We start from the raw sequence: 25,885 nt of genomic DNA, 5'->3' as shown, positions 1-25,885 counted from the left end.
CCGTGGTGTCGGTGCGGGCCATTCGTGTGCCCAGGGGGCCGGAATATCAGCGTTGTTACTGCTGAGGCGGCTGGGGCTGTGCGGTGTACGGGGGGAGGGGCTGGCCGGGCTGACCGGGGGCGGCCTGGCCGGGGCCGGGCGGCTGGCCGGGTGCGGGCTGGCCCGGCGCGGGGGGCTGCTGCTGCCACATCTGAGGGGGGCCGGGCTGGCTCGGCTGACCCGGCTGCTGGGGCTGGCCGGGGGCGCCGGCCTGGGCCTGGCCAGGCTGCTGCGGATACGACTGGCCGGGGTACGGCTGGCCCGGGAACTGCTGCCCCGGAGCGGGCTGTTGCCCCGGCGCGGGCGGCTGGGGCGTGCCCGGTTGCCCCGGGTACGGCTGGCCCGGGTAAGGCTGCTGCGCGGGGTACGGCTGCTGCTGGTGACCCGGCACCGGAGGAGCCATGGTGGGCGGCGGGTTGCCGTCCGACGTCCACAGGCCCTGCTGCTGCTGGGCCCGCGGGAAGTCTTCCGCGACCATCGCCGAGAGGTTGAAGTACGCCTCGCGCACCTTGGGTCGCATCATGTCGAGGTCGACCTCGGCGCCGGCCGCCAGGTGCTCGTCGAACGGCACCACGACGACGCCGCGGCACCGCGTCTCGAAGTGCGACACGATGTCGTCCACCTTGATCATCTTTCCGGTCTCGCGGACCCCGGAGATGACCGTGATGGAACGCGACACCAGATCCGCGTACCCGTGCGCCGACAGCCAGTCGAGCGTCGTACTGGCGCTGCTCGCGCCGTCGACGGACGGCGTCGAGATGATGATCAACTGGTCGGCGAGGTCGAGGACGCCGCGCATCGCGGAGTACAGCAGACCGGTGCCGGAGTCGGTCAGGATGATCGGGTACTGCTTGCCGAGCACGTCGATCGCGCTGCGGTAGTCCGTGTCGTTGAACGTCGTCGAGACAGCCGGGTCCACGTCGTTCGCGATGATCTCCAGGCCGGACGGCGCCTGCGAGGTGAACCGGCGGATGTCCATGTACGAGTTGAGGTGCGGGATCGCCTGCACCAGGTCGCGGATGGTGGCACCGGTCTCACGGCGCACACGGCGGCCGAGCGTGCCGGCGTCCGGGTTGGCGTCGATGGCGAGGATCTTGTCCTGGCGTTCCGTGGCGAGCGTCGAACCGAGCGCGGTCGTCGTGGTCGTCTTGCCCACGCCGCCCTTGAGGCTGATGACGGCGATCCGGTAGCAGGACAGGACCGGCGTGCGGATCAGGTCCAGCTTCCGCTGCCGCTCGGCCTCCTCCTTCTTGCCGCCGAGCTTGAAGCGCGAGTTGGCGCCGCCGGGGCGGGTGCTCTTCGCCTTCTGCCTCTTGTTGCTGAGCAGCCGGTCGGCCGACAGCTCCACGGCCGCCGTGTAGCCGAGCGGCGCACCGCCGACGTTCGTGGGCGTGCGCTGGTCGTGCTGAATGGGCTGCGGCCAGGCGCCACCGGCACGCGGGTCGGCGGGGGGCACCTGCCCCGGGAACGGCTGGCCGGGCTGGCCCTGGAACTGCTGATCGGGCTGCGGCTGGCCGGGGTGGCCGGGGTGGCCGGGCTGGCCCTCGGGGTGCGGGGCCGGGGCCTGCGGCGCGGGCGGCTGCGGATGCGGCTGCTGTCCGACGGGGGGCTGGGGGCCGGGCTGCTGCGTGTGCGGTGCCGGTGGCTGCTGGGGGTGCTGCTGCGCCGGGAGGTGCGGGGCGGGCGGGGCCGGGGTGTTGGGCGCGGCCGGGTGTCCCTGAGCCGGGGCTCCGGGCTGCGGCTGCGGGAACCCGTAGCCCGCGCCGGGCTGGGGCTGCTGCGGGAACCCGTAACCGCCTTGCGGGGCGGGCTGGTTGGGCGTGCCGGGCTGGGGCTGCTGCGGGAACCCGTAACCGCCCTGAGGGGCAGGCTGGTTCGGTGCGCCTGCTGCGGGCGGCGTCTGCTGCGGGAACCCGTAGCCCTGCTGCTGCGGTGCCGGAGGTGCGGGCTGCTGCGGGTCGCCGGGGGCCGCTTGCTGCGGGAAGCCGTAACCACCCTGCGGCGCGGGCGGGGTGTTCTGCGCGGGCCAGGCCGGCGGGGCGGGCGCGCCCTGGGCCGGAACCGGGGCGCCGGGCTGCGGCTGCTGCTGCGCGGGCCACTGCGGGGCCGACGTGGGGGCGGCGGGCTGGAACGCCGGGGGGAGCGGCGGAATACCCTCCTGCGGCACGGGCGGCGGGGCCCAGGCGGCGGGGGCGTTCTGCGCATCGGCAGGTGCGTCGGAGCCGGCGCTGGTGCCGGTGTCCGCACTCGCGTCGGCCGGTGCTGCCGTAGGAGCGGCTCCGGCGGTTTCGGAGCCGGTGTCGCCCGAGTCGTTCGAACCGGTCGGTCCCTCCGCCTCGGACGCGTCGTCAGAAGCCGCCTCGGAGTCGGTGTCATCGGTCGAGGCCTGAGCGGCGTCGGTGTGGGCGTTGGCGTCGGTGTCCCCGTCGTCCCCGGAGGGCCCGGCAGCGGCGACCACGGCGAAGTCACCGGACTCACCGGAGTCGGCGTTCTCGCCGTCAGCACCCGCCTGCGCGTCGGCGGACGCGGCGTCCCCGCCCTGCTCCTCGGTCGTCGGCCCGGATGTCGGCTCGGCCTTCTGCTCGCCCTGTGCGGCCAGCTCGGCGAACTCCCGCTTCAGCGCGGCCGCGGAGAACCGCATCGTCGCGCCGCTCTCCAGATCCCCGTTCCCGGAACCCGCGTCCGGCTCGGCGGCCGAAGCGGCGGGCGTGTACGGCGTGTAGGGCGCGGGCGGCGCCTGGGGTGCCACCGGTGCGGGCGTGGGCGTGGGCGTGGGCGTGGGCACCGGGGCCGGAGGCACCGGCGGCGGAGGCGTGGCGGGGGTGGCCGAGGGGGTCTCGCCCGTGCCCGACGACGCGTTCTGCGTGTACCAGGCCGGTGGGGCGTAGTCGATGGTGAACTCGCCCGTCGTCTCAGTGGCGGACTCCGCGTCGGAGTGATCATCGACGGGTGTGTCCCAGCCCCCGCGGATCTCGTCCCGATCGCTGTTCACAATGCCTCCTGGTGTGGTCGAGCACCCTCGTGCCGTGGTGGGGGGCGACCGTTCCTGTCGTCCGATCCGCCGCGCTCTTCCCCTGGGACGCGTACGAGCCGTTCGTGGGTTCACGCGCGCGTCCTTGTCCCAGCCTAATCACCAAAACCACGTGCACGGCAGGCCCGTCCGTCCCCCCGGCGCCGTCCGATGGGTCACACCCGGCCAACAAGTGATGCCCAAGCGATACGGAAGTGACGAACACCCCCCCATCCGTCACGCGCAAACTGCCCGAATAAGCCGCAAAGGGGAACGAGTTCGATCGCCGGAACGCTCCGCGGCAGGCTTCGGACCGGCCTCAGTCCATTCGGCGTGCGTTACCCAACAATCCGGTCTCGGCGTCCGTCGCCCGGGTCATCACGTACTGCCGGTCGCGGTCGGTGCACCACAGAGTGACCCCGTCCGCGAGCGTCGGCAGGGACTCCCACTCGCCGCGGGGCAGTCCGATGACACGGCCGATCTCCGCAGCCTCGTCCGGCGAAACGCGCTGGACCCCGACGAGCCGCGCCTGACGCATCAACCGGGGCGCCACCGGGCTCAGATAGGGCAGCAGCGTCAGCACGGACTGCCACGGCGCGGACGCCACGCGCCCGCGCGGCGGACGCATACCGCAGTCCCGCACCACGAGCACCGGGCCACCGGCGGACGCGCCCTGCGGCGGCACCCGCCCGACGTCGTGCACCGTCATCCCGGACTGGCCGCCACCGACCGCCTGCACCAACTGCGCCCAGGCCTGCGCCCGCCCGGTCTCCACCGCGACCCGCGCGCCGGTCGCCGCGGCCCGCAGCGCGAGCACCTGGGCCGTCCAGAGGCCACCGATGAGCACCATGTCGTACGGCGTCGGCCGGTTCACCCCGAGCACGGCGGGCTGGCCGTCGGCATCGACGCCGACGACGACACCGTCGTCCCCGATGGGCAGCGCGAGGGTGTCCAACTGTTCGACGGGGAGCGTGTGGCGCTGGTGGCGCGGCCCGAAGAGCCCGAACCCGGTACGGGAGCGGTCACCGGCGGCCGGCGCGGGAGCTCCGCCCGGACTGCCGTTCGCGTTCCCGTTCGCGTTCCCATTGCCGTTCCAGGAATTTCCGTCCCAGGATCCTGCCCCGGCCGGGGGAGATGACGTCATGGCCATCAGCGCGCACCTCCGAGGGGCAACGTGGCGAGAACTCCGGGCAGTTGTTCGCGGTCGAGCCGGACGAGACCCGTCTTGGCCTGCCGGGCCGCGGTCTCCAGGGACCGCCGGGCCGTGGTCAGCTCGCTCTCGCTGCGTCCCGTGATCCGCATGTGGCCGCAGAGCTGGATGTCCCGCTGGTCACCGCGGGACAGCGTCAGGCTGAACGTCGTGGCCAGCGCGGGCACCGTGGTCAAGAGTGCGACCAACTGGTGCAGAGCGGGCCCGGATCCGCCGAGCTGGGGCCAGCGCCGCACCCAGTACGTGGTGTGCCTGCGGTTGTCGCAGCGCCAGCTGCGGCTGGACTCCTCGGTCCTGCGCTGCGGCAGCTCGCTCCGCCCGGCCTGCGCCGTCACCATCGGGTTGGCGCACGCCGACGTGGCGACGGCGGCCGTGAGCTCCTCCTCCGTCAGCACGCTGGCGCGGAAGCCCGCGCCGGTCAGCCGGCTCGCCAGATGCTGGGCCGCGCGGGCCACGCACTTCTGCGCTCCCACGGTGCCGCCGCCGCGCGCGGCCACGGCCTCCGGGCACAGCTCCGGGTCGAGCTTCACGGCGATCCACGTGATGCGGACGGCGGGGGAGCCGGTCTGGGCCTGCAGCGGCGCGTAGTTGCTCACTGCCACGGACTGCTGCGGCAGGTGCAGCGCGGGCGCGGGCTGCGTGTGCAGCACGATCTGCGCCGATTCGAGCAGGATCCCGTCGACATCGAGGGCGTCCCGCACGATCCCTATCGGCAGCGGCCGCCGGGAGCGCTCCGCCCGCAGGGCGGTGGCGTCCGACTCGACCTGGAGCACGGCGGTCAGGAAGCCGCCGTCGCCGACCATGCCGATGGGCCGCTGGTCGCGGTCGTCACCGCGGCTGTAGCTGTACGTCCGCAGCGAGGGGTCGCACTCGACGGCGGGGGCGAGGCCCGGCTCCGTGCCGGGCGGGACCGGCGTGCTCGCCGCACGGCGCCTGCGCCCGCGCAGGGCAAGGACGGTACCGAGCCATTCGGGCAGCGACCGCCCCCGGCGGCGTACGAGAGCGAACAGGACGAGGATCACGGCGACGACGCCCGCGGGTACCAGCGCCAGCTTGTCGACGACCGCGGCGCCGACGACCAGCGCGGCGGCGACCTCGATCATCACCATCTGCTGGAGCCGGAACGAACCGGCTCGTCCGGAACGCGACTTCAGATGAAGCGAGACCGGACCGGCGGGCGCCGCCGGAGAGCCGGCCCCACCGCCGGACCGAGCCGCCGGCGCACCGTCCCCAGGTCCCGGTCGACCACCCGACCGCGACCGGGATTGCGACCGCGACCGGGTCCGCGTTGCGGAAGCCATCACTCCAAATCCCCCGAACTCTCCCGAAAATCCCTGCTGCACAGGGCCTTTGAAGGCCCCAGCACCCTACCCGTCCCACACGCACAACCACGCAACAGGCATAGTAGGGGCCGGGTCTGACAACGGAGGGCGGGGGACGCAGGTACCCCCGAGTGCTGCACGGGGAGAAGCGGACACAGATGGCATCACGGCGGGACGAACTCAACGCCTACACCTTCGCGAAGCGTCGTACGCTCGCGTCCTTCCTCCAGCCCTCACCCTCCGGTTCGGAGGAAGGGGCACCGAAGCCGCTGCGTGCGGTGCTGCCGGGCGTCATCGTCGGCGTCGTCGTCCTCGCGGTCTTCGGGGCGTGGGGGATGTTCAAGCCGACAGCGCCGCCCGAGTGGGATGAAACGGCGAAGAACGTGATCGTCGCGGACAAGTCGACGACGCGATACGTGGTCCTGAAGACGCACGGCAAGGTCCAGTTGCACCCCGTCCTCAACATGGCGTCGGCCAAGCTCCTCGTGGCCCCGAGCGACAACCCGATCGTGACGGTGTCGGAGAAGGTGCTCGACAGCGGCAAGATCCCGCACGGCGCCACGATCGGCATCCCGTACGCCCCCGACCGCCTGCCGCCGGACTCGGAGGCCGAGTCCGCCAAGCGCTGGGCCGTCTGCGAGCGCCCGGGCGACGGCGGCCGCGCCATCCAGAAGGCGGCGTTCGTCCTCGCGAAGCGGGACGAGCCGAAGACCGAGGGCCGCGAGTCGAAGCTGCACGGCGGCGACCTGATGTACGTCGTCGGCCCGGACAAGGCCAAGACCGAGTACGTCGTCGACGCGAGCGGAACCGCCTACCGCATCGCCGCCCAGGGGGACGACAGCGAACAACTCCTGCGCGCCCTCGGCATCAACCAGGCGAACCAGGAACCGGAGCGCGTCTCCAGGAACTGGCTGGACACGCTCCACCAGGGCACGGCGATCTCCTTCCCGACGCTGCCGGGCAAGGCCGGTGACCCCGCCAACCTGAACAGCACGCTGCTGGACGACTCGGCGAACAAGGTCGGCATGGTCCTCAAGACGCCGGACCAGTTCTACGTCGTTCTGCCCGGCAGGGTCGCCCCGATCACCGACTTCACGGCCCACCTGCTCCTCGGCAGCCCCTCCCTGGTGTCCATGGGGCAGCGTGGCGAGGCACTCAAGGTGAGCCCTGGTGCCGTCACCGCCGGCCGGCCCTTCGGACCCGCCAACTGGCCGAAGTACGAGCCGAAGACGGTCAACGACGCCACCACCACGGCCGGCAGCCGCAACACCGTCTGCAACGTGCTGAACAAGGTCGACACCGACACCGGCCGCACCACCCTGAGCACATGGGCGGGCACCACCTTCCCCGCGCCCCTTCCCACCGGCTCCTCCAGCGCCTACGTCACCGCCGGATCGGGCCAGCTCTACCGCCAGTTCCAGGGCACCGAAACCGCCGCGGGCCCCGTCTTCCTGGTCACCGACACGGGCCTGCGGTACGCGATGCAGTCGAACAGCGACAGTGGTGCGGACGACGCGGGCATCGGCACCACTGCGAAGGAGCGCAAGGACCAGCAACAGCAGGCCAAGCAGGCGGTGACCAGGCTCGGATACGACAAGGTCGACCCGGCGCCGATCCCGTACGCCTGGTCGCAGTTCCTGCCGACCGGCCCGCGCCTGTCGACGACAGCGGCCCGCCAGCCGCAGGGCTCCTAGGGCCGGGGGACACGATGGCGTACGCATCCGGGGAATCCGCAGCCACGTGGACGCGACGGGCGGCGATGGCCGCCGCGCTGACCGTGACGGTGACGACCACCGCACTCCTGCCCGCGGGGCCCGCGGCCGCCGACGGTGAGCAGTGCACCTTCGGCCCGAAGAACCCGAAGTACGAGGGCCGTCCCTGGTCGCTCCAGCGCGTCCTGCTCGACGACCTGTGGAGCGAGACCAAGGGCAAGGGCGTCAAGGTCGCCGTCATCGACACGGGCGTCGACGTCAAGAACCCGCAACTCACCCATGCCGTGGACACGTCCAAGGGCGAGAACCTGCTGCCCAAGAACCTCAAGGACGACAACGGCGGCAAGATCGAACGCGGCAAGGAGAACGGCACCACCGACACCGTCGGTCACGGCACGCGCGTCGCCGGCATAATCGCGGCGCGTCCGGCGAAGGGCACCGGCTTCGTGGGCCTGGCCCCCGAGGCCACGATCATCCCGATCCAGCAGAACGACGCGGAGGGCCACGGCACGGCCGAGAGCCTCGCGCTGGCGATCCTGCACGCGAAGGCCGCGGGCGCCCAGGTCATCAACATCTCCCAGGACACGGCGAACGCGGTCAAGCCCGCTCCGGAGCTGCAGGATGCGGTCAACACGGCCCTCGACGCGAAGATCGTGGTCGTCGCTTCGGCCGGCAACGACGGCCTGGACGGGAAGGTGAAGGAGACCTACCCGGCCTCGTTCCCCGGCGTCCTGGCGGTCGCGTCCTCGGACCGCAACAACGAACGCGCCGCGTTCTCCCAGCAGGGCGATTTCGTGGGCGTGGCAGCGCCGGGCGTGGACATGGTCTCCACGGTTCCCGGCGGTGGCCACTGCTCGGACAACGGAACCAGCTTCTCCGCCCCGTACGTGGCCGGAGTGGCGGCCCTCGTCAAGGCGAAGCACCCCGACTGGACGGCGGCCGAGGTCGTCGCCCAGATCGAACAGACCGCGGAACGCTCGACCGTGGGTCACGACCGCCTCGTCGGCTGGGGTGTCGTCGACCCCGTCCGCGCGGTCACGGAGGATCCGGATCACCCGATCGAGTCCCCGTCCCCCGACGAGGGGGTCACCCGGGCGGAGGCTCCTACGGCGGCGAAACTCCACTTCGGCGAAACAGCGGAACAGCGCGACACCCGCCTGGCCACGTACACGGTCGTCGGCACGGCGGTGCTGGTGGCGGGCCTGGGCGGGGCGGCGGTCGCGGTACGGGACGCGCGGCGGCGACGGGGCCGGAGGACGGCGAGCGGGGCGTGAGCGCGATGATCGCGCTCAGCTTCGGCATCGCCGCCGTGCTGGTGGCGGCCGCCTGCGTCAAGGCGGACCGCGTACGCGGCTGGCGCCACAGCCTCAACCCGTCCGCGCCCGACCTCCCCGACGCCGCGTTCGTCACGGGCCGCGTGATCTTCCTCGTCCTGGCCGGCGTCATGGTGTTCGAAGGGTTCAGCCTGCTGAGGGTCTCCGCCGACTCGGGCTGGAGCGACGACGAACTGACCAGCGCGGTACGTCAGGCCACGGACGACCTGGACGGCTGGATGTACCGAGACGACGGACTCACCACCGACTCCGCCTACTTCGACGACTACGCGTCCCTGCTCGAGGACAAGGTGATCCAGTACGGCGGCGGGGGAGCACCCCAGGCAGGCGTGGACGCCGGCCCGGCCGGCACGAACACGGACACCGACGCGTACTTCACGGTGCAGGCGGACGGCGCGGACGCGGCCTTCTGCACACACATCGAACGCACCCGGCGCGCGAAGGACGACTACACGCCGCCGGGTATCAACGGCGACGAGGGAACGGTCACCGAGCGGGCGTACCGCCTGACGGTGACGACGAACAACGGCGAGTGCTGAGCGTCAAAGCTTGCCCCACACGCAAAGCACCCCTTCGCCGGTGCATACCTGATCCGGGCAAGGGGTGCTTTGCTTTCTCTCAGGCGGCTGTCCACGCCTGAGCGGGAATTCGTTCCACAACGTCGCACAGATAGTTCAACCGGTCCTCGATGTCTTGCGGAGTCATGGTGCCGGTGTACCACGTGAACAGTTCGTCGTCGCGCACTCGAAGCGGGTTCTTCTCGGCACGCTGATCCGAAAGGAAGAAGGCCCTCACGTCATCAGTCAGGATGTTCCGGATAAAAGCTTCGTCATCCGCGGCAACTCGGAACTTCTTATCGAATTCCGGTTCACCGAGCAGTGTCCTGGGCCTTCGGCCCATCACCCTGTCCAGCTTGCTCGGTCGCCCCATTTGCATGAACGGCCCTGGGCCGGGCGCCGAGACGAGGAACACCGACTCGTACGTGAGCTTCCTGCTCCCGGACTGGGTGGTGGGCGACATGGGATCCGTGTAGCGGTACTCGAAGCATTTGAAGGAGTGGCCGCGGAACTCCCCTGTGATGTAGTGCCACGCGGTCAGGCCCGAGCCCTTGCCCGGCATCGGGCCCACGCCGCAGTACTCGGTGGCCCGTCCGGGCGAGCGCCGCTCATAGGTCCAGCCACGCGCGGCGGCGACCCCTTCGAGGTCGGCCCAGCCTTTCCGGATCCGGTCGTGCTCTCGGCTGTTGCGGACGAACGCCCTGATGACGAGTGTGAACATTCCCGCAATGAATGCGAAGAAGACGATCTTCGCCAGGATCTGAAGCAGCTGTTCCACGGGGCGAGATTATCGTCGACGCCATGTGCTCCTGTGGACCGAGGTTGGCCTCGTGACGGCAGCCTGAGATTGCGCGAGTGGAGATTCTTTGCTGGTGACGCGAAGAGTCTGCGGAGCTTTCCGATTTGCCCCAATTTCAGAAATGTGCGCCAAGTAGGTATCTCCTGTGCGCCATTTGCTGGGCGCGCCGAAGGGGCGGTCTGCCCTTCCGGCCTTCTGTGACCTGCCTCTCCGACCACCGGAACGGATCTCCCCATGATTAAGTCCCGTCTCTCCGCCGCAACGTGGGCCCTGTCGGCCGTAGCCGCCGGTGCGCTGCTCGTCGGCTGCTCGGGGTCGGTGAGCGTGGGGAAGTCCGACCCGAAGATTTCCAAGAGCAAGCTCGCCGACACGGTCGCCGAAAAGCTCGCCGCCACCACGGGCCAGCCGAAGCCGGACGTCACCTGCCCCGAGGACCTCGTCGGGAAGGTCGGCAACACCGGCCGCTGCACGCTCACGGCGAGTGACGGCACCACGCTGGGCGTGACGGTCAAGGTTTCCTCGGTCGACGGCGACAACGTCAACTTCGACATCAAGGCCGACGAGACTCCTTCCCCGGCTGCGAGCTGACCTTTCGACTTCACCGCGTCTCTCGCGAGGCGGAATAGGAGAGTGAGAGCCGCTGCCAGGTGCTCGGGAGGGCCTGGCGCGGCCGATCGTCCTCACGTCTGGCCGGGTTCTTAGATGGACGCCCTCCCGCACCGAGGTGCCGAATCGTCGAGGTCCGGTCACACCTGAGCCCCCCGTCTGCTGCGTCCTTTCACGGGCGGAGAGATGGGAAGTTGCCCCCGCAAGCCCGGTACGAGCTCGCGGCGACGAGCCACAAGAGGACCTGCTGAGAGCACTCACCCCTCGGCGCAGGACCCCGAACCGGCCGCCGCCGTCGCGTACTCCTTGACGAACCGGTGCATGTCCGCCGGATCCGCGTCGTCCGAGACGCGTGCCGTCACCCAGAACGAGCTGTCCGCACCGGCTGACTTCGAGCACTCCACGCGACCGACGGCCCCGGTCTTCGAGTAGATGAACCGGCCGTTGTCCGCGCTGGGGTCGTTCGGATTGACGCCGATCGCGGACGTGGCGACATCACGGGCCGAGGTGTCGGCGCCCCGCTTCTCCACACTGGTGGAGAACACGACCTTCCCGTCGACCTCAAGGCGACAGCGCTTCACGCCGACCGCCGCCGTGGGCTCGACCGCGATCTTCTTCCCCGGCGGCAGCAGCGGCTCCAGGGAACCGGCTGACACCTTGATGCCGCACAGTTCCTTCGGCGTCGCGTACTCCCGCTCGGGTGCGGACGACGAACAGCCGGCCACCGAAGCGACGAGCGACGCCGCACCGAGTGCCGCCGCCAAGACCGAACGTGCTCTCTCCCGCGGGAGTCCTTGCATGACGTCTTCCATCGCCTTCGGTGATCGTGCCGGTGGGTCACGCAGAATCAGGTCGCGCAGAATCAGGTCACGCAGCATCAGTCCGGAATCTCGGTGTCGAGGTCCTTGGCCATTGCGTGGATGTCGGTGTTGGCGTCGTTGAAGCCCGTCGCGGTGCCTTCGCTGACCCAGGTGTCGATCTGGTCCGAGTAGCCCGCGTGGTGCGCCTTGGCGGCCTCGGTGGCCGCCGCGTAGTTGACGTTCGTGGTGGTGTCCTTGATCGTCTCCCACCGCGTCGCGATGTCATGACCGGCTTCCGAGCGGTACTGGCCCGAGTCGTCCTTGAAGAACGCCTCCATCACCACCGATGTCACGGTGCCCGCGGCGCCGCCCGCGGCCGCGCCGACCACGGGGGAGGCGATGAAGCTCGTACCGATGCCGACACCCGTACCGACGATGCCCGAGATGACGTTCTTCTTCTGGCTGACGGCGTAGTCGAAGTCGCCGTCCTTCTCGTTCGCCGGGCCGAGCACCGCTTCCTGCCGGCCCTGGGCGAGCAGACCGCTGAACTCCCCGGACTTGCGCGACAGGCTGGTGATCGTGTCCTTCGCGTCGTGCGGGTAGCGCTGGTCCTCGGGGAGGTCGGGGTTCAGGTGGTAGTCCATCAGGTTGGCGGTGTAAGCCTTCTCGCCGACGCTCAGCGCGCTGTACCCCTCCGGGTTCTGGCTTGCCGTGACCAGGAAGCGGGACACGGCGCTGTGATCGAGTTTCGCGTCCGCGCCGTCGTTCGGGTACAGCAGGTTCCATCCGGACTTGTCGCCGTTGCCGACCGTGGGGCCGTCGGCCATCGCCCGGTGGATGTCGGGCAGGTACTCGGACCCGATCTGCCCGATGCTGTCCGACATGTAGTCGTGGTCCTTGAGGCGGTTCGGGTCCTCGGAGATGGAGTTGACGAGGTCTCGCATCAGCCCGGCCTGATCGGCGGTGTGCGCCGGAGTGTCCGCCGTCGGCAGCTCGCCCGCCGGATGCCCGGTCGTTCCGGCCTCCAGCGCCAGGGCGAGGTTGTTGCGCCCGGTGTTGAGGTCGTCGCCGTGCATGTCGGACTCCTGCGGCCACTCCCGGTCCTCGAAGAGGTACTTGAAATTGCTGGCCGCCGCCTTGTCGCCGTCCTTCGGCGTGTACTCCTCGTTGAAGAACGAGGTGGCCGCGTCAGGGCTGTTGGACAGGCCCTTCAGGTAGCCCGTGAGCGGGTCGGAACCGCTGTCCTCGCCGATCCGGTTGAGCCAGGGGTCCATGCCCATGTGCTGCCACGCCAGGTTGCGGTGCTCGCCGTCGCCGGTGAGCTTGCGCTCGGTGGCCATGAGTTTGGTGCCGTAGTCCTCCATGAACCGGTCGTCGTAGTCGCCGGTCCGCATGAGGTTGCTCATGACCTGGAAACCCATCGGCCCGCCACGATCGCCGTAGAGCGGCTTGTCGCCCAAGTCGATCATCTTGGACTTCCACTCGTACATCGCGGTCGAGTCGCTCTGCGTCGCGTGGGCCAGCGACATGCCGAGGTTGCGCTGGAGGTCGTCGAACTGGTCGAGCCGCTCGTGCCCCAGCTCGTAGTTGCCGCGGGCCGGGTCGTTGATTCCCGTCCAGAACTCGAGGATCTTCTGCGGACCGACCTTCGTGGCGAACCGCTCGGAGAACAGCTCGTCGTTCGCGTACTTCTTGAACCCGGCGTTGAGCCGGTCGAACTCCTCGACCGACAGGTCCTTCGGATCCTTCTGCGCCAGCTTCGCCAGCTCGTCGGCTTCCTTGACGGCGGCGGCCGCGGAGTCGCGGTCCGAGTAGCTCGCGTCGGAGAAGCCCATGGACGTCTGGTTGACCAGCAGCTTCAGGACCTTGGTGGCCGTGTTGTCGCTCTCGCTCGCCCCGTCGACGATCTTCTGGATCTCGTTGCGGACCCCGGTGACGTCGCCGTCGGTCGGCTTGGGGTCCTTGGCGTCGTCCTTGGCGCGGACGGTGAAGCCGCCGTTGCCCGACGCCGTGACGCTGATGTCCTTCGTGCCCGCGTTCTGTATCGCCGTCGCGAGATTGCCGTGGTACGTCCTGAGTTCACCCGCGGTGTCCCGGAGAATGTCGTAGATCGACTTCGCCTGGGTGTGCGCGTCGTCGAATTCACCGACCGTCTTGCCGATGAATTCCTTGGAGACCGTGGCATTCGCGCCGGCCCAGACGGCCTTGCCCGCGGACGCCTTCATGCCCGTACGGGCTTCCTTCGCGAGCGCGTCGAGATTCTTGACCATCGTCGACCAGTCCTCGACGGCATCGTCGAGGAGCTTGAAGTTGGCGTGGAGGAGCGCCTCGAAATGCATCAGTCGTCCTTCTTCTTCGGCTCGCCGTACACCGGGTTCTTCTTGCCGGGGTCACCGACGCGCTCGTCGAAGCCGGCGTCGAGCATGTCGATGCTGCTCATCTGACGCTGGATGAAGTCCTCGTCGGCGCCGTGCAGCTTCTTCGTGCGGTGCATGTGGTTGGCGATCTGCGCGGTGGCGTCCATGAGTGAGCGGAGCTGCTCCTCCCACCGGTTCGACACCTCCTGCAGGCCCCCGCCCAGCGCGAACCCCTGCGCGGACAGGTCCGACGCAGCCGAGTCGCTGGAGGGAACGGCCACCCGGGCCTTGTCCCACATCTGGCCGTACAGCTTGTGGGCATCCGAACCGACCTTCTCGAGGTCGCCGTGCCCGACCGCGAGGTCGCCGTACTGGGACGGCGGCGGCCCGCCGCCCTCGTCGTCCGGCACGCGGTTCAGCTGCATCTGCGTCGACTGACGCCCCGCCGCCTCGGTCTTCAGCTGCTCCCACTCGTCCCACGCCATGAGTGAGCTCCTTCCCCCGCGTGCGCGCGCCGGATACTGCCGCTGGACGGCAGACTTCCGGTCAAGTTAGCAACTCGGATGCGAAGAGTGGCCACTCGGACCGATGCTCGAGATGCTGCGCAAGTGAAGGTCTTGTGGACGAAGCGAGTTGTAGCCGTGTGTCCGTAATGGAGGGCCTTGTGGGTTCGGCCCCCATCCGCTTCAGTTCGCTCGCTTCCGGATCTTGGACAATTCCGTGATCGCGATTTCGACGACGTACACGCCACCGAGAGTTGTGGGGATTTTTACTCGTCGCCATCTCCGGCTGTGCAACGCCCCTGTAGGAAGTCCGACCCGCACATTGATCCGTTGGAACGGAGCTGTTGCCATCCGAGCCGGCGGGTGCCGGGGAACGGGGGAAGAGGTCACAGCACGCCTTGGGACGAATGGGAGCAGCTGAAGTCCGACGCTGCCGCCCGCCAGAGCGAGAAGATGCAGCTCAATCAGCTGGCCCCGGAACCCGGCGGCGGTGGCTCGACGGGCGGCGCCGACCTGGTGGTCAACCAGGACGAACTCGGCGCCGTGGAGCATGAGGCCTTCATCCTCCACGACCACCTCCACGCGCAGGCCGACATCGTGGGAGCCGGCGCCGACAAGCGCGGTTCGGGATCCACGATGCAGGCCGCGACGGCCTTCAACGTCAGCAACTTCGAGATGGGCTCGGCCTCGAGACGACCGTCAGTGTCTGGACGACCCAGGTCAATCCGCGAATTCAACCGCATCAACCATCTCCCCGCCAGCTGGGGCGACTAATTCCGCAGGCTGGGCACGCACCAGATCTCCTGGATGCCGCATCAGATGACGAAGCCTCACGGTTATCAGGTGCTCGGCGGCCTGATGCGGTACTGAAACTACGACCCGTCCTTCATCAACCCCATCGCCGAACACCTCACGCAACTCCACAAGGAAGACCCGGACAAACTCACCCACGTCGGCCACGGGCAGGGTGACGGCTACGGATTCAATTCGTCGGGAAAGCTCGGCTCCGGCGAGGACCCGCTGAACAGCGTCCTCGAAGCCCTCGGCCACAGCCCGGAGGCCTCGGAGAAGTTCTTCACCGACCCTCCCACCGCGTACAACGAGGACGGGACGGTGAAGCAGGACGGAAAGCTGGGCTTCAAGTCCTACCTGGACGTCTTCTCCGACAAGGACTTCCTGTGGAACGCGGACTCGAACGACGCGCACCTCTACGGCAACGAGGACGCGCTGCGGGCCGCGCGCAACGTCGGCCCCGAAGCACTCGGCCACGCCCTAGAATCCGCCACGACGGGACGGCCGTACGACAGTGACGACATGGGCGACGCGGTGCGGCACACACCGGAGCGCGCCGGACTCGTGCACGACATCGTCGACAAGTTCGGCAGCGACCCCGAACTGCTCAAGCACAACGGCGACTCGGGCGAGAGCGGCCCGCTGTACGCCATGAAGGACAGCCTCGGCGACATCACCTCCGAGTACATGGGCGACTTCCAGCAGGCCATGTACGAGGAGAACGCCGGCAGCGACATGTTCCCGACGTTCGGCTCGGCCGCGGGCCTCGACCCCGGGCACACCCAGAAGTTCCTCAGCGAAGTGGGCCAGGACCCGCATGCGTACGCGGCCATCACCGCCGCGCAGCAGGCGTACACGGCGGACGTGGTGAACGGTGTCGTCAACGACCCCACCACGTCGACGACGTCGATGGGCGGCCGCGTGCGCGACGCGGTGGCGCCGGGAGCGGCCATCGCGGGCATCATGAGCGACTCGCGCGCGGACGCCATTTACCAGTACCACGCGGCGTCCGACGCGGATTTCAACGAGGCCGCGGCCGACAAGGCGAAGTAGGTGAGCCGCATCCTGGGCATGGGCGTCGACAAGGCGGCCGAGCACGTTCCGATCCTGGGCGCGCCCATCGGATGGGCGTCGGAGGACATCCAGGAGAGCGTCATGAAGAGCATCGAGCAGGACACGACGACGGACGCGGAGCACAAGGCCGGCGGCGAGTACGCGCACGGCCGCTCGGAGGCGATCCGCTCGGCCCAGGACGCCGTCGACAACGCCGTACGCCACAACCCGAACATTGACATGCAGACGGCGGACGACCTGCAGCGCGCCGCACGCACCGCAGCCGGCATCAGCCATTCGGACGGAGAACAGTGGAACTCGGAAAGCCATCACTGAGGCCGGCCCGCGGCGTGCGGCTCCTGCCTCTGGCCGCCGTCACTGCCGCGATGGTGGCGGCAGCAGCGGGATGCGGCGACTCGGCCGAGCGTGAGTACGCCGTGCCGTCCTCGCTGTGCGGCACTCACATCAAGGCGGCAGCGCTTACGCCGTTGCTGCCGCCCGGTATGCAGGTGTCGGTCAAACGGGACGACCCCGTCCCCGACGCCATCACGACCTGCGAGGTCGCGGTGGACAAGAAGGTCGTGCTGTCTGTCGAACGCGAGCGACGCGAACCGGGCGCGGCAGCACGCGACATCGCCGTGGACCAACTCTCCGCCCACGCCCCCAAGTCCGCGGCGGCCCGCACGATCGCGTACACGGACTCGGCCGCCGTATCCATCACCCGGTGCGCTGCCCAGGATGTGGCCGAGGAGGACATCTCCACGGTCATCAGGGTCTTCGAACCGGGACACAAGGACGAATCGGCGCTGAAGGACTTGATCACGGAATGCACGGCGGCGTTGAAGAAGTCTTCGCCTTGCGAAGCGAAATCAGGCTGAATTGTTGAACGCCGCATCCCCCGCCTTCCCCGCTGTCACGACGGTGAAGATTTCATGGAGGAATGTTCGCCTGACGGAGGGTGCGTCGCGCCTCCGTGCGGGCAGGGCCTGCGCGCGAGCGTCAGACCTCCGGCCGGGCGTCGAGCGTGCGTCGGCGAGATGAGAAGATTGCACCCGAAAGCGCGATACGGAACAGCGCTTCGTAACTGACTTAACACATAGGTCAGTTGGTTCGGTTGTACAGGGTGACTACAGTGGTAAAGGCGCGATGAGGGACGCTCGCGCCACCGCGCTCCGGGCGCGGACTGAAGGACCGACGGGGAACGGGGAAGGGGGCACGTCATGCTTCCTGCGGACATGGCGATGGGCGGGGTCTCGGCTGCGGCCGCTGCGGACCTGAAGGTCGGCGCGGGAGTGCTCAAGACGTTCAAGCAGCGCGTCGACACGCTGTTGAGCGAGTTCGAGGGCTCGGACGGAGCGCCGTCCAAGGTCGGTGGCCAGCGGATCGCGCCGACCTCCCTGCGTGGCGCGGGTACGAAGTTCCCGGAAGCCGACGGTCTCTACGAGCAGTACAACATCGTTCACGAACGACTCACCTCGCTGTCGAAGACGCTCAGTCTCCAGATCGAGGCGATGGGCATCGCCGCGCACGGCGCGGAGGTCGGCTACGGCAACCTCGAGGACGAACAGCGACGCCGGTTCTGGGCCATCCAGTCGAAGATCGAGCATGACCAGCAGACTGCGGAGCGCGAGAAGGCGGGCGCGCCTGAGCAGCCGCGGAACGACAAGAAGCAGTCGAAGAAGGGATTCGGGCTGTGACTGGGAAGGACGACTGGGACAAGCTGTCCGGCCAGGAACAGAGCAACGTCCAGGTCGGCGTCACCGACATGACCAATCGGATCTCCGAGGTCATGCACGACGCGTTCGGTTTCAGCAGGGTTCGTGCACCCGGTCAGAAGTCGAACTTCGAGGACCACGACCTCAACGACATGATCGACATCGTTGAGAACACGAACCCGTCGGACCTCGAGGGTGCCGGTGAGGCCCTGTGGAAGGCACAGAAGGCCATCTCGGACGCGGCGACCGAACTCCGCGGTCACTTGACCGCGGCCGAGGACGACTGGAAGGGCGAGGCGGGCAAGGCCTTCCAGATCTGGGGCAAGGGACTCGCCGGACACGCGGACGCTCTCGCCGAGTACGCGAAGGCCGCAGGCGTTCAGATCACGTCCGCCGGCACGGGCCTGGCATCCGTTCGCAGCGCCATGCCGCCCCGTGACAGCCGTCTCGTGCGGAAGTCGGTCGGCGACATCCCGGTGGTTGCGCGGGTAGAGACCAACCACGAGTACACCGCGGCTACTAAGGTTGAGGGCCATCGCCAAGAGGCCATCAACCAGATGAACCGGCTGTCGTCGTACTACGTCGTCTCCGAGGAGTCGCTCAAGGGCCTGGAACCTCCCACGTTCGAGGCGATGCCTAATGTGGGGGTGCCGAAGCCGTCAGGGCGCGGCTCCGCGCCGACCGACTGGTCCGGAAACGAGACGGCCGGCACGACGCAGCGGCAGGAGGCAGTGACCGAAGGTGTGGTCGCGCACGAGCGCACGATCGCCCCGCGCACGGATGTCACCACGACGCCCGTCAAGGAAGTCCACGGCGATGTCACCCTCCCCGACCGACCTGTCGGCACGGAGATCAACAGCGTCGACACACTTCCTCAGCAGACGCCGACCCCCGTGACCAGCACCACCAGCCCGACGACGCCGACAACGGGCCCGCAAGGAGTTCCGCTTCCTTCGTACGCCCAGGGGGTGCCAAACCCCCTGGGTAAGGGCCCTGTGGGACGGGCGCTCGGTACGACCGGCATGCCGAGGAATCCGGCGACCGCACAGGGACGTCCTGGAACCACAGGACCGGCTACGGCTCGGGGCCTGGGACAAGGCGGCACGAACCCGATGGGGCGCCCGAACGCGACTGGCCAGCCGGGTGTCAAGGGTGGTACGCCGGGCGGCCGTCCGACCTCCGGCGTCACTGGAGGCACGCCCAGACAGGCAGGCACGTCGGCTGGCCGCCAAGGTCTGGGACCACGGGGCGCGGGCCGGAGTAGTGGCGGCGTCATAGGGGGCAGGCCCACCTCGACTGGTGCGTCCGCAAAGTCTGGCCCCAAGGTGCCGAGGGGCACCGTCATCGGGGGCGAGGGAGCCGCCGGTTCACGGACTTCGAGCGGCGGGATCAGCCAGCGAGGCGTCATGGGGGCGCCGAGTACGACCAACGGCGCTGCCAGGAACCAGACGCCGCGCGGTTCCATGGGTAACTCCGATGGCGTGACGGGTGCTCCCGCAGGTCGCAACTCCGCCGCCCGCGCGGGCAGGAACGGCTTCACCGCCGGCGGCTCCGGCCTCGTACGAGGTCCCGAGGGCCGTGGGAGTGCCGACCGGGAAGAGGGCGAAGGCGCACAACGGCCTGACTGCCGGGCCGAGGACGAGTAGACCCATCTCCCCAAGAAGCCGCAGCGCGATGTGCCGCCGGTGATCGACTAAGCACGAGCGAGGACAGACGAAGCATGAAGTCAGGGATCAGCCGACGCAGCTGGACTGTGCCCTTCCTGGGGCGGGTCGGCAGACGCGCGTCAGTGGTGGGCGCAGCGGTTGGCGCTCTTGCCGTCATGTCCACCGGGCTGGCCCCGAGCGCTGTCGCCGACGACGTGCACGCCAAGCAGTGGTACTTGGACGACATGCTGGCTGAGCGGTTGTGGAAGGTGAGCACGGGCAAGGGCATCAAGGTCGCGGTTATCGACTCAGGAGTCAATCCTGCGACGCCTTCCCTGAAGGGTAAGGTTCTGACGGACGATGTTCCCGCAGCCGCATCGTATGGAGCGACACGTGACTACGGCGGTCACGGCACATCCATGGCGGAGCTGATCGCCGGGTCCGGGGCCGGAGGCGGGCTCCAGGGGCTCGCCCCGGGAGCCCGGATCATTCCGGTGCGGACGGTGCTCACCACGTTGACGGACAAGGCCGAGCGCAAGAAGACCGCCTCAATTCCCCGGGCGATCAGGGCTGCTGCAGACTCAGACGCACAGATCATCAGCATGTCCTTCGGCGCCGAGTACTCAGATGCCGAAGAGACAAGCGCGATCAAGTACGCGGCCAAAAGGGGCAAGCTCATGTTTGCCGCGGCTGGGAACTCCGGCGACAAGGACAACTTCATCGGTTTCCCGGCCGCACTCCCCGAAGTGGTTGGGGTCGGTGCCTCCGATGCGACTGGAACGGTAGGCAAGTTCTCCCAGTCCGGTGACTACATCGATCTGGCGTCGCCGGGTGTGAACGTCCCCACCTGGTGCGACGCGACCTTCAAGCAGTACTGCCAAGGCAAGGGAACAAGTCAGGCCACCGCCATCGCCTCGGCCTCGGCCGCCCTCATCTGGTCGGCGCACCCCAAGTGGACGGCCAGCCAGGTCCTCCGGGTAATGATCGATACTGCCGGTCGTGACTGGCCCAAGAACCAGCCGAGCAAGTATCTCGGCTATGGACTGATCAGGCCCGCCCAGAACTTGATCGCCGGCAAGGGGAACCCGGGCGCCCCTGATGTCGATCCGATCACCAACGAAAAGACGTCAGTTGCCGGTTCCGCTACCGGCGCTACCCCCTCCGCTTCCGTACCAGCCTCGTCACAGCCCCCGAAATCCACTTCAGGCGGCGAGACCTCGGCGGCAGGATCGACTGCGAAGTCTTCTTCGGACGGCAACGACCAGTTGTGGATCGTCCTCGGAGTCGCGGCTGCGGTGGTGGTGATCGGGGGCGGGGTGTTCGCGGTGGTGCGGGCCAAGCGCTCTGGCTGAGCGCGGTTTCGTGACATTTGTCGAGTGGGGCAGATCCATTCCCTGCGAGGCAACATCCGGAAAAGTTCCAGCAGTAATCAGGAGAGGAAGGCCGAACATGGCAGACGGACAGCGGCTCTCAGACGATGAGATGGTGCGGCTCGAGCGCAAGATCGCCGAAAAGTTCGAAAACATCAAGTCCACGGTGCACCGCCTTCAGGGGACGATCGACAGCCTGGAAGGCAACTGGAAGGGCATCGGCGCGAACGCCTTCAACACGAAGCAGCACGAGATCAACACGTCGATGAAGAACATCGGCAACATCCTCGTGAAGTTCATCGACGCGATGACGGGTACTCGGAAGATCAAGGACGACTCCGAGGACAAGGTGCGCCAGGAAGTCAACAAGATCAACGTTTACGACGGCGCCCCGAAGTCCACGCTCAGCGGCTACTAAACGCCAGGGTTGTCGCGCGTCAGTAGTTAACGAAACCACGGGAGATGGAGAAGTAGATCATGGGTCTGAACCACGACGAGATGGTCGTCAAGTACGGCGCTCTCGACACCGCGGCCACCGAAATCGGAAACATGGCCAAGCAGCTCGAGGCCGACCTGCAGGAGATCAAGACCCTGGTGGCGGGCACGGTCGCGTACTGGGAGGGCGAAGCCCAGAGCAAGTACGGCGAAGAGCAGCAGAAGTGGGACAAGGAAGCCCACGACATCCACCAGGCCCTCCAGGGCATCGGTCACGTGGTGCACCTGGCCGGCGGTGACTACATGGGTGGCGACAAGAAGGCTGCCAGCTTCTTCCTGTAGAGCGAAAAGTACGGATGCGGGGTGGGCGCGCGCGGGAGGCGCCCACCCCGTCATCGTGGTCCGACGGGTGGAACAGGGTGCGTGGGTCCACGGCTACATAAGGCATCGGTTCGCGCTCGTCGTTGAAGGGAAAGCAGTTCATGTCATTCGGGCCGGCGCCCTCTCCGTTCACGCAGTCTCTGCGTGCGGCAAAGGATCGCAAGAAGCAGCGCGTGAAGCGTTGGCTGTCCATCTGCGGCGTTCTCATCGTCGTGACCGGCGTTGGCTCATGGTTCATATGGGGTGGAATCCCAGCGAAAAATGACGGCAAGTCGAGCAACGCGCCCAGTTCTGCCCGGCAAGCCCCGGATGAGGTGAGCGAGGCTGATGGGAAGACCCCGGTCAACCCAGAAGCCCGCATGGCAGTCGAGTACAACGACAAGAAGTTGAAGCCGGGCGAGAGCTCCTACCTGCCGGGCAGTTGGGCTACGGCCAAGACTTATGCCATGGCACAGGGAAGCACACTCACGGGGTACCGATTCAGGCAATGGGACCCTGTCTGGAGCACCAGGTTGAGCGGTGCCATCTGCTCGACGACCAGGCATGTGACAGTCGATGGCCGAACTGCCGTCGTTGCTCAGTCTGGTCGCGGGGGCAAGGTAAACGCCAAGTCCGCATGTAACACGCTCGTGGTATTCAACGTGAACACCGGCAAGAAGATGTGGGAAGTGACGCTGCCCCACTCCGACGATGCGTACGCGACCAATATGAATGTGACGCTGACGCGAGGCGTCGCCGTGACGGCATGGGGATCGGGTTCGGCAGCGTACGACCTGCGTCAGGGCAAGAAGCTCTGGGAGACTCCAGGCAGGGAAGCCTGCAACGACAGCGGTTTCGCGGGAGGACGTGACTTGCTGGCGCTGCAGACCTGTGGAAGCGCTGGCGACGACACCTCATATCGAGTCCAGAAGATTGACCGGCGTACAGGAAAGCCCGAGTGGACGTACCAGGTGGCGCGGGGTGTCGGGGCAACCTACTTGGTGTCGTCGAATCCACCGGTAATCGCTGTCGCTGCAGGCGCGGACGCAGTGACGGACCTCATCGTTCTTGACGCGCACGGCAAGCACAGATCGACGATGGCGCTGGGAGTTGACCGCTACGTCACGGACTGTGGCGGCTCGCTTTTCGGGACTGTAGAGTCCTGCGACGCGGTGATCGTGGGGAGCCGTCAAGTATTCGTGGGAAGAAAGGCATCCATCGACGCTCTCTTCACCGACAGTCCCGCGAACTCGATTACAGCTTTTGATCTGCACTCGGGGAAGCCTGTTCGTAAGTTTAAGTCTAAGGCCCGCCGTGCCACGTATCCCGTCCAGATGAGCGGTGACAGGCTCCTGGCATTCAGAGCAAGTGACGACAATCGAGCGCCGTCGGCGGTCGTGAGTATCGACCCGAAGACGGGCACGGAACGTCCCTTTCTCCTGTTCGAGATGCCTTCCGCGATGGTGGCGCTCGGAGAGCCGGAGTCGCTAGACATGACCGTCAGCCACGGGCGGGTTTTCTTCGCATTCAAGGAGATTCACGCGCCTGGGAAGGCCGACGGTCTCATTCCAGGCGTTGTCGGTTACGAAAGCGCTGGCTAGGAGCGGGGTACTTAGCTGTCATCTCCCTACGCTGGGGTGTAGGGAGATGCGGGAGATCAAGCGCGCAGGGCGAGCAGAGGACCGGGCAAAGCGGACCCCGTAGCCCGGAGTCCTCGGCCCAGCCTTAGTCGTAGGCCTCTTCTACCCCGCGTCCGACCCCGCCACATCCTCCAAATCAAACTCCCCATCCCGAGCCCCCAGCACGAACGCCGTCCACTCCGCCTCCGTGTACCGCAGCACCGTTTCCGGATCCACCGAAGACCGCATCGCCACCGCGCCGGCCGGCAGGTACGCGATCTCTACGCGCTCCTCGTGGTCCTCGGTGCCGGGGGCGCTGTGCCATTCGGCGCCGGAGATGTCGAGCGCGTAGAGCTCGTTCTTCTCCCGCTCCTTGCGCGCCTTGACGTCCTCGTCCTGTTCCAGGGAGACCTGCGCGTCCTGTGCCTCGGCCATGTGGGGCGGCCCCTTCTCGACGTACGAACAAGCTGTCCACTCAGCGTACTTGGAAGTCCGCTGCGGCACGCGGCCGTCAGAAGACCGGCATGGCCACGGCGTCCCCCGCATTCAGCAGGAAGACCCGATTCCCGGTGGCCGTCATGCGCCATGTGCCGCCGCGAGTGGGCCGGTATGTCCAAGCGGCGTGCCCCGTGCTCCTGTCGAAGACGGTGACGCCCTTGGCGTCGCCGCCGTCCGCCAGCCACAGTGAACTGCCCTGGAAGACGGGCGCGGCGAGAGGCGCGGCATCGCCCTCCGGCACTGCCAGCCAGGAGTCGTCGTAGTCACCGGTGGCGGTGTCATAGCGCATGAGGCGCGGCTGCGGTGTGCCCCAGTCCTGTGCTGTCATCGCCAGGAGGTCTGCGCCGTCCAGGACCGGAGGTCCGAACGTGCCGATCGTCCGCCATATCTCCGCCCCGTCCACAAGGCCGCATGCACGCAGGGAGGCCCCGCCCAGGTACACGATCCCTGAGTCGACGAAGGGGCGTAGCGCTTGTCCGTCGCTGGTCTGGTCGGTCCGGTGCCAGGCCTCCTTGCCCGTGCCGGACCGCAGGGCCGTCACGCTGCCGTCCTGGCTCGCGACCACCAAGTGCCCCTCTGCAGAAACCGCTTGGGCTGTGGTGCCGACCGGCGCCGCGTACGCAAGCGCCTTGGTCCAGCGCGCCTTGTGTCCGTCCGCCGTGGCCACGGCCCGGATCGTGTCATCGGCGGTGCCGACGTACACCGTGGCCGCGTCGGCGGCGAGTACGCAGGTCGCTCCCGCCGATGTGCTCCACAGCCGTTCGCTCGTGGATGCATCGTGGATGTGTACGTTGCCCTTGCTGTCGGCGGCCGCGAACCGGCCGTTGGCCATCGCCACGTACCGGGCCGTCGCATCGATGTCGGGGAGGACCCACTTCTCCTTGCCGTCCGTCACCTTCCGTGCGGTCAGGCCCCCGCCCTTGGCCGCGAAGATGACGACATCGCGCAGGACGATCGGTGGCGGCGAGTCCTCTGCGGCGACCGCCAGCGGTCCCCACAGGGGCTTCGGCGCCTTGTCGCTGGAGGATCCGCCCTCGATCGGGGAGGCGAGGAGCTCGGCGGGCGGCGGTGTGGCACCGGCCTCGGGAAGATCCTCCTCGCCGCGTAGCCACCACGCAGTCGCGCCGCCGCCCGCGAGCAGAACGGCTCCGCCTGTGGCGAGGGACGCGAGGAAACGGCGGCGGGAAGGGCCGCGCTGTGCGGGGACTCCGACGACGGTTGTGTACTGCTTCGTCTGTGCCTCGTGTTCCTTGATCTCCTCACCGAGAGCCCCGTGCCTCCATACGCGCTGCGCACCCCGGGGTGGGGCGAAGGCCGCGGCGATCTGCTCGGGCGACGGCCGCAGGACCGGGTCCTTGGACAGACAGGGACGGATGAGGGGCTGGAGGAGGCCGGGTACCGCTGTGAGATCCGGCTCGCCGTGCACCACCGCGTACTGCAGGGAGGCGACATGAGGGCCGTCGTACGCCCTGCGGCCCGAGGCCGCGTAAGCGAGCACAGCCCCCAGCGAGAAGACGTCGGCCGCGGGGCTGACGCGCTGTCCGGTGACCTGCTCGGGGGCGCCGTATCCGGGCGTCGCAGGCACCTGGCCGGTCGTGGTCAGGGTCAGCCCGTGCTCGGGGCGGGCGATCCCGAAGTCGATGACACGCGGGCCGGTCGAGGTGAGGACGATGTTGGCGGGCTTGAGGTCGCGGTGGATCAGCCCGGCCGCGTGGATGTCCCGCAGCGTGCCGGCAAGTGAATGAGCCAGTGCGCGCAGGGCCGGCTCTTCGAGCGGGCCGTGCTGGGTGACGGCCTGCTCCAGGGTGGGGCCCGACAGGAACTCCGAAGCGATCCAAGGGCGTCCGCCGTCAAGTTCCGCGGCCAGGACCCTGGCGACGCCCCCGCTCTCCACGGACCGCGCGGTCTGGGCCTCGCGCAGGAAACGCTGCGCCAGATTCGGGTCATGGGCGAGTTCAGGATGCAGGACCTTGACGGCGGTCACGGCACCGACGGAATCCTGGCCGACGTACACCTTGCCCATCCCGCCTTCGCCGAGCACTCCGAGGAGACGGTAGGGACCGAGCCGGAGCGGGTCGCCGAAGCCGAGCGGGGTCATGAACTGCGCCATCCTTCTTCTGTGGTCTTCGCCGTGGGCCGTCGCGGGCT

Annotated in this window: 23 protein-coding genes; 14 read left to right on the top strand and 9 right to left on the bottom strand. The window is 68.3% G+C overall.

Annotation, left to right across the window (positions count from 1 at the left end; translation table 11 throughout):
• Positions 1-55: 55 nt before the first annotated feature.
• The 3 genes from OG574_RS16355 to eccE all read right to left on the bottom strand — a co-directional run bounded on the left by OG574_RS16355 (position 56) and on the right by eccE (position 5,560).
• Positions 56-3,031: an SCO5717 family growth-regulating ATPase gene (locus tag OG574_RS16355; RefSeq protein ID WP_326773854.1), complete on the bottom strand. Its 2,976-nt coding sequence runs from the start codon at positions 3,029-3,031 to the stop codon at positions 56-58.
• A gap of 337 nt (positions 3,032-3,368) precedes the next feature.
• A complete protein-coding gene (locus OG574_RS16350; RefSeq protein ID WP_326773853.1) occupies positions 3,369-4,199 on the bottom strand; it encodes a hypothetical protein in 831 nt (276 codons plus the stop codon).
• Positions 4,199-5,560, bottom strand: a complete 1,362-nt coding sequence (gene eccE / locus OG574_RS16345; RefSeq protein ID WP_326773852.1) for a type VII secretion protein EccE — start codon at positions 5,558-5,560, stop codon at positions 4,199-4,201. The genes OG574_RS16350 and eccE overlap by 1 nt, the downstream gene beginning before the upstream one ends.
• 179 nt (positions 5,561-5,739) lie before the next feature.
• Here eccE and eccB point away from each other — a divergent pair, with 179 nt between their 5' ends.
• The 3 genes from eccB to OG574_RS16330 are packed head-to-tail and all read left to right on the top strand — an operon-like array spanning position 5,740 to position 9,166.
• Entirely contained in the window at positions 5,740-7,275 is a 1,536-nt protein-coding gene (eccB, locus tag OG574_RS16340; RefSeq protein WP_326773851.1) for a type VII secretion protein EccB, read from the top strand.
• Positions 7,276-7,289: 14 nt separating this feature from the next.
• Positions 7,290-8,567: a type VII secretion-associated serine protease mycosin gene (gene mycP, locus OG574_RS16335; RefSeq protein ID WP_398374982.1), complete on the top strand. Its 1,278-nt coding sequence runs from the start codon at positions 7,290-7,292 to the stop codon at positions 8,565-8,567.
• The gene (locus tag OG574_RS16330; RefSeq protein WP_326773850.1) at positions 8,564-9,166 is read left to right on the top strand and encodes a hypothetical protein; all 603 of its coding nucleotides are present in this window, start codon (positions 8,564-8,566) and stop codon (positions 9,164-9,166) included. Before mycP ends, OG574_RS16330 begins: the two co-directional genes overlap by 4 nt.
• A 79-nt stretch (positions 9,167-9,245) precedes the next feature.
• Here the strand turns inward: OG574_RS16330 and OG574_RS16325 are convergent, their stop codons facing one another.
• Positions 9,246-9,962, bottom strand: coding sequence for a hypothetical protein (locus OG574_RS16325; protein WP_326773849.1), 717 nt, complete (start codon positions 9,960-9,962; stop codon positions 9,246-9,248).
• A 255-nt stretch (positions 9,963-10,217) separates the two neighbouring features.
• On the opposite strand from OG574_RS16325, the gene OG574_RS16320 reads away from it, so the two are divergent.
• The gene (locus OG574_RS16320) at positions 10,218-10,571 is read left to right on the top strand and encodes a DUF4333 domain-containing protein (protein WP_326773848.1); all 354 of its coding nucleotides are present in this window, start codon (positions 10,218-10,220) and stop codon (positions 10,569-10,571) included.
• 275 nt (positions 10,572-10,846) lie between these two features.
• Here the strand turns inward: OG574_RS16320 and OG574_RS16315 are convergent, their stop codons facing one another.
• From OG574_RS16315 to OG574_RS16305, 3 genes are all read right to left on the bottom strand, one after another.
• A complete protein-coding gene (locus tag OG574_RS16315) occupies positions 10,847-11,353 on the bottom strand; it encodes a hypothetical protein (RefSeq protein ID WP_326773847.1) in 507 nt (168 codons plus the stop codon).
• Positions 11,354-11,466: 113 nt separating this feature from the next.
• The gene (locus OG574_RS16310; RefSeq protein WP_326773846.1) at positions 11,467-13,728 is read right to left on the bottom strand and encodes a hypothetical protein; all 2,262 of its coding nucleotides are present in this window, start codon (positions 13,726-13,728) and stop codon (positions 11,467-11,469) included.
• Positions 13,728-14,231 (bottom strand): hypothetical protein, encoded by a 504-nt coding sequence (locus OG574_RS16305; protein ID WP_326773845.1) that lies wholly within the window; start codon positions 14,229-14,231, stop codon positions 13,728-13,730. The genes OG574_RS16310 and OG574_RS16305 overlap by 1 nt, the downstream gene beginning before the upstream one ends.
• Before the next feature lie 471 nt (positions 14,232-14,702).
• Between OG574_RS16305 and OG574_RS16300 the strand changes: the two genes are divergently transcribed.
• The 10 genes from OG574_RS16300 to OG574_RS16255 all read left to right on the top strand — a co-directional run bounded on the left by OG574_RS16300 (position 14,703) and on the right by OG574_RS16255 (position 23,221).
• Positions 14,703-15,023, top strand: a complete 321-nt coding sequence (locus tag OG574_RS16300) for a hypothetical protein (RefSeq protein ID WP_326773844.1) — start codon at positions 14,703-14,705, stop codon at positions 15,021-15,023.
• Between the two features lie 339 nt (positions 15,024-15,362).
• Positions 15,363-16,094, top strand: a complete 732-nt coding sequence (locus OG574_RS16295; RefSeq protein WP_442816825.1) for a hypothetical protein — start codon at positions 15,363-15,365, stop codon at positions 16,092-16,094.
• Complete coding sequence (locus OG574_RS16290) at positions 16,095-16,430, top strand: hypothetical protein (protein WP_326773843.1); 336 nt, start codon at positions 16,095-16,097, stop codon at positions 16,428-16,430.
• 14 nt (positions 16,431-16,444) lie between these two features.
• The gene (locus OG574_RS16285; protein ID WP_326773842.1) at positions 16,445-16,972 is read left to right on the top strand and encodes a hypothetical protein; all 528 of its coding nucleotides are present in this window, start codon (positions 16,445-16,447) and stop codon (positions 16,970-16,972) included.
• 342 nt (positions 16,973-17,314) lie between these two features.
• Positions 17,315-17,791: a hypothetical protein gene (locus OG574_RS16280; RefSeq protein WP_326773841.1), complete on the top strand. Its 477-nt coding sequence runs from the start codon at positions 17,315-17,317 to the stop codon at positions 17,789-17,791.
• Positions 17,788-19,455 carry a hypothetical protein gene (locus tag OG574_RS16275; RefSeq protein WP_326773840.1) on the top strand — a complete coding sequence of 556 codons (1,668 nt, stop codon included), beginning with the start codon at positions 17,788-17,790 and terminating at the stop codon, positions 19,453-19,455. Before OG574_RS16280 ends, OG574_RS16275 begins: the two co-directional genes overlap by 4 nt.
• A gap of 176 nt (positions 19,456-19,631) precedes the next feature.
• Positions 19,632-20,807 carry a S8 family serine peptidase gene (locus tag OG574_RS16270; protein WP_326773839.1) on the top strand — a complete coding sequence of 392 codons (1,176 nt, stop codon included), beginning with the start codon at positions 19,632-19,634 and terminating at the stop codon, positions 20,805-20,807.
• A 97-nt stretch (positions 20,808-20,904) separates the two neighbouring features.
• On the top strand, positions 20,905-21,243 hold the full coding sequence (locus OG574_RS16265; RefSeq protein WP_326773838.1) for a WXG100 family type VII secretion target: 339 nt from the start codon (positions 20,905-20,907) through the stop codon (positions 21,241-21,243).
• Positions 21,244-21,302: 59 nt separating this feature from the next.
• The gene (locus tag OG574_RS16260) at positions 21,303-21,602 is read left to right on the top strand and encodes a WXG100 family type VII secretion target (RefSeq protein WP_326773837.1); all 300 of its coding nucleotides are present in this window, start codon (positions 21,303-21,305) and stop codon (positions 21,600-21,602) included.
• 212 nt (positions 21,603-21,814) lie between these two features.
• Positions 21,815-23,221, top strand: a complete 1,407-nt coding sequence (locus OG574_RS16255; protein WP_326773836.1) for an outer membrane protein assembly factor BamB family protein — start codon at positions 21,815-21,817, stop codon at positions 23,219-23,221.
• A gap of 141 nt (positions 23,222-23,362) precedes the next feature.
• On the opposite strand, the gene OG574_RS16250 is transcribed toward OG574_RS16255, so the two are convergent.
• Positions 23,363-23,674 carry a DUF397 domain-containing protein gene (locus OG574_RS16250; RefSeq protein WP_326773835.1) on the bottom strand — a complete coding sequence of 104 codons (312 nt, stop codon included), beginning with the start codon at positions 23,672-23,674 and terminating at the stop codon, positions 23,363-23,365.
• A gap of 76 nt (positions 23,675-23,750) precedes the next feature.
• A complete protein-coding gene (locus OG574_RS16245) occupies positions 23,751-25,847 on the bottom strand; it encodes a serine/threonine-protein kinase (protein WP_326773834.1) in 2,097 nt (698 codons plus the stop codon).
• Positions 25,848-25,885: the final 38 nt, after the last annotated feature.

Origin of the sequence: Streptomyces sp. NBC_01445 (genome assembly GCF_035918235.1) — a bacterium.
In the GTDB taxonomy this organism is placed as follows: Bacteria; Actinomycetota; Actinomycetes; order Streptomycetales; family Streptomycetaceae; genus Streptomyces.
This window is presented reverse-complemented; position numbering and strand designations above follow the sequence as displayed.

Coding starts and splice junctions, on each gene's coding strand:
- OG574_RS16350 (WP_326773853.1), bottom strand. CDS start 4,199: ATGGCCATGACGTCATCTCCCCCGGCCGGGGCAGGATCCTGGGACGGA.
- eccE (WP_326773852.1), bottom strand. CDS start 5,560: ATGGCTTCCGCAACGCGGACCCGGTCGCGGTCGCAATCCCGGTCGCGG.
- eccB (WP_326773851.1), top strand. CDS start 5,740: ATGGCATCACGGCGGGACGAACTCAACGCCTACACCTTCGCGAAGCGT.
- mycP (WP_398374982.1), top strand. CDS start 7,290: ATGGCGTACGCATCCGGGGAATCCGCAGCCACGTGGACGCGACGGGCG.
- OG574_RS16320 (WP_326773848.1), top strand. CDS start 10,218: ATGATTAAGTCCCGTCTCTCCGCCGCAACGTGGGCCCTGTCGGCCGTA.
- OG574_RS16310 (WP_326773846.1), bottom strand. CDS start 13,728: ATGCATTTCGAGGCGCTCCTCCACGCCAACTTCAAGCTCCTCGACGAT.
- OG574_RS16305 (WP_326773845.1), bottom strand. CDS start 14,231: ATGGCGTGGGACGAGTGGGAGCAGCTGAAGACCGAGGCGGCGGGGCGT.
- OG574_RS16300 (WP_326773844.1), top strand. CDS start 14,703: ATGCAGCTCAATCAGCTGGCCCCGGAACCCGGCGGCGGTGGCTCGACG.
- OG574_RS16280 (WP_326773841.1), top strand. CDS start 17,315: ATGCTTCCTGCGGACATGGCGATGGGCGGGGTCTCGGCTGCGGCCGCT.
- OG574_RS16270 (WP_326773839.1), top strand. CDS start 19,632: ATGTCCACCGGGCTGGCCCCGAGCGCTGTCGCCGACGACGTGCACGCC.
- OG574_RS16265 (WP_326773838.1), top strand. CDS start 20,905: ATGGCAGACGGACAGCGGCTCTCAGACGATGAGATGGTGCGGCTCGAG.
- OG574_RS16260 (WP_326773837.1), top strand. CDS start 21,303: ATGGGTCTGAACCACGACGAGATGGTCGTCAAGTACGGCGCTCTCGAC.
- OG574_RS16250 (WP_326773835.1), bottom strand. CDS start 23,674: ATGGCCGAGGCACAGGACGCGCAGGTCTCCCTGGAACAGGACGAGGAC.
- OG574_RS16245 (WP_326773834.1), bottom strand. CDS start 25,847: ATGGCGCAGTTCATGACCCCGCTCGGCTTCGGCGACCCGCTCCGGCTC.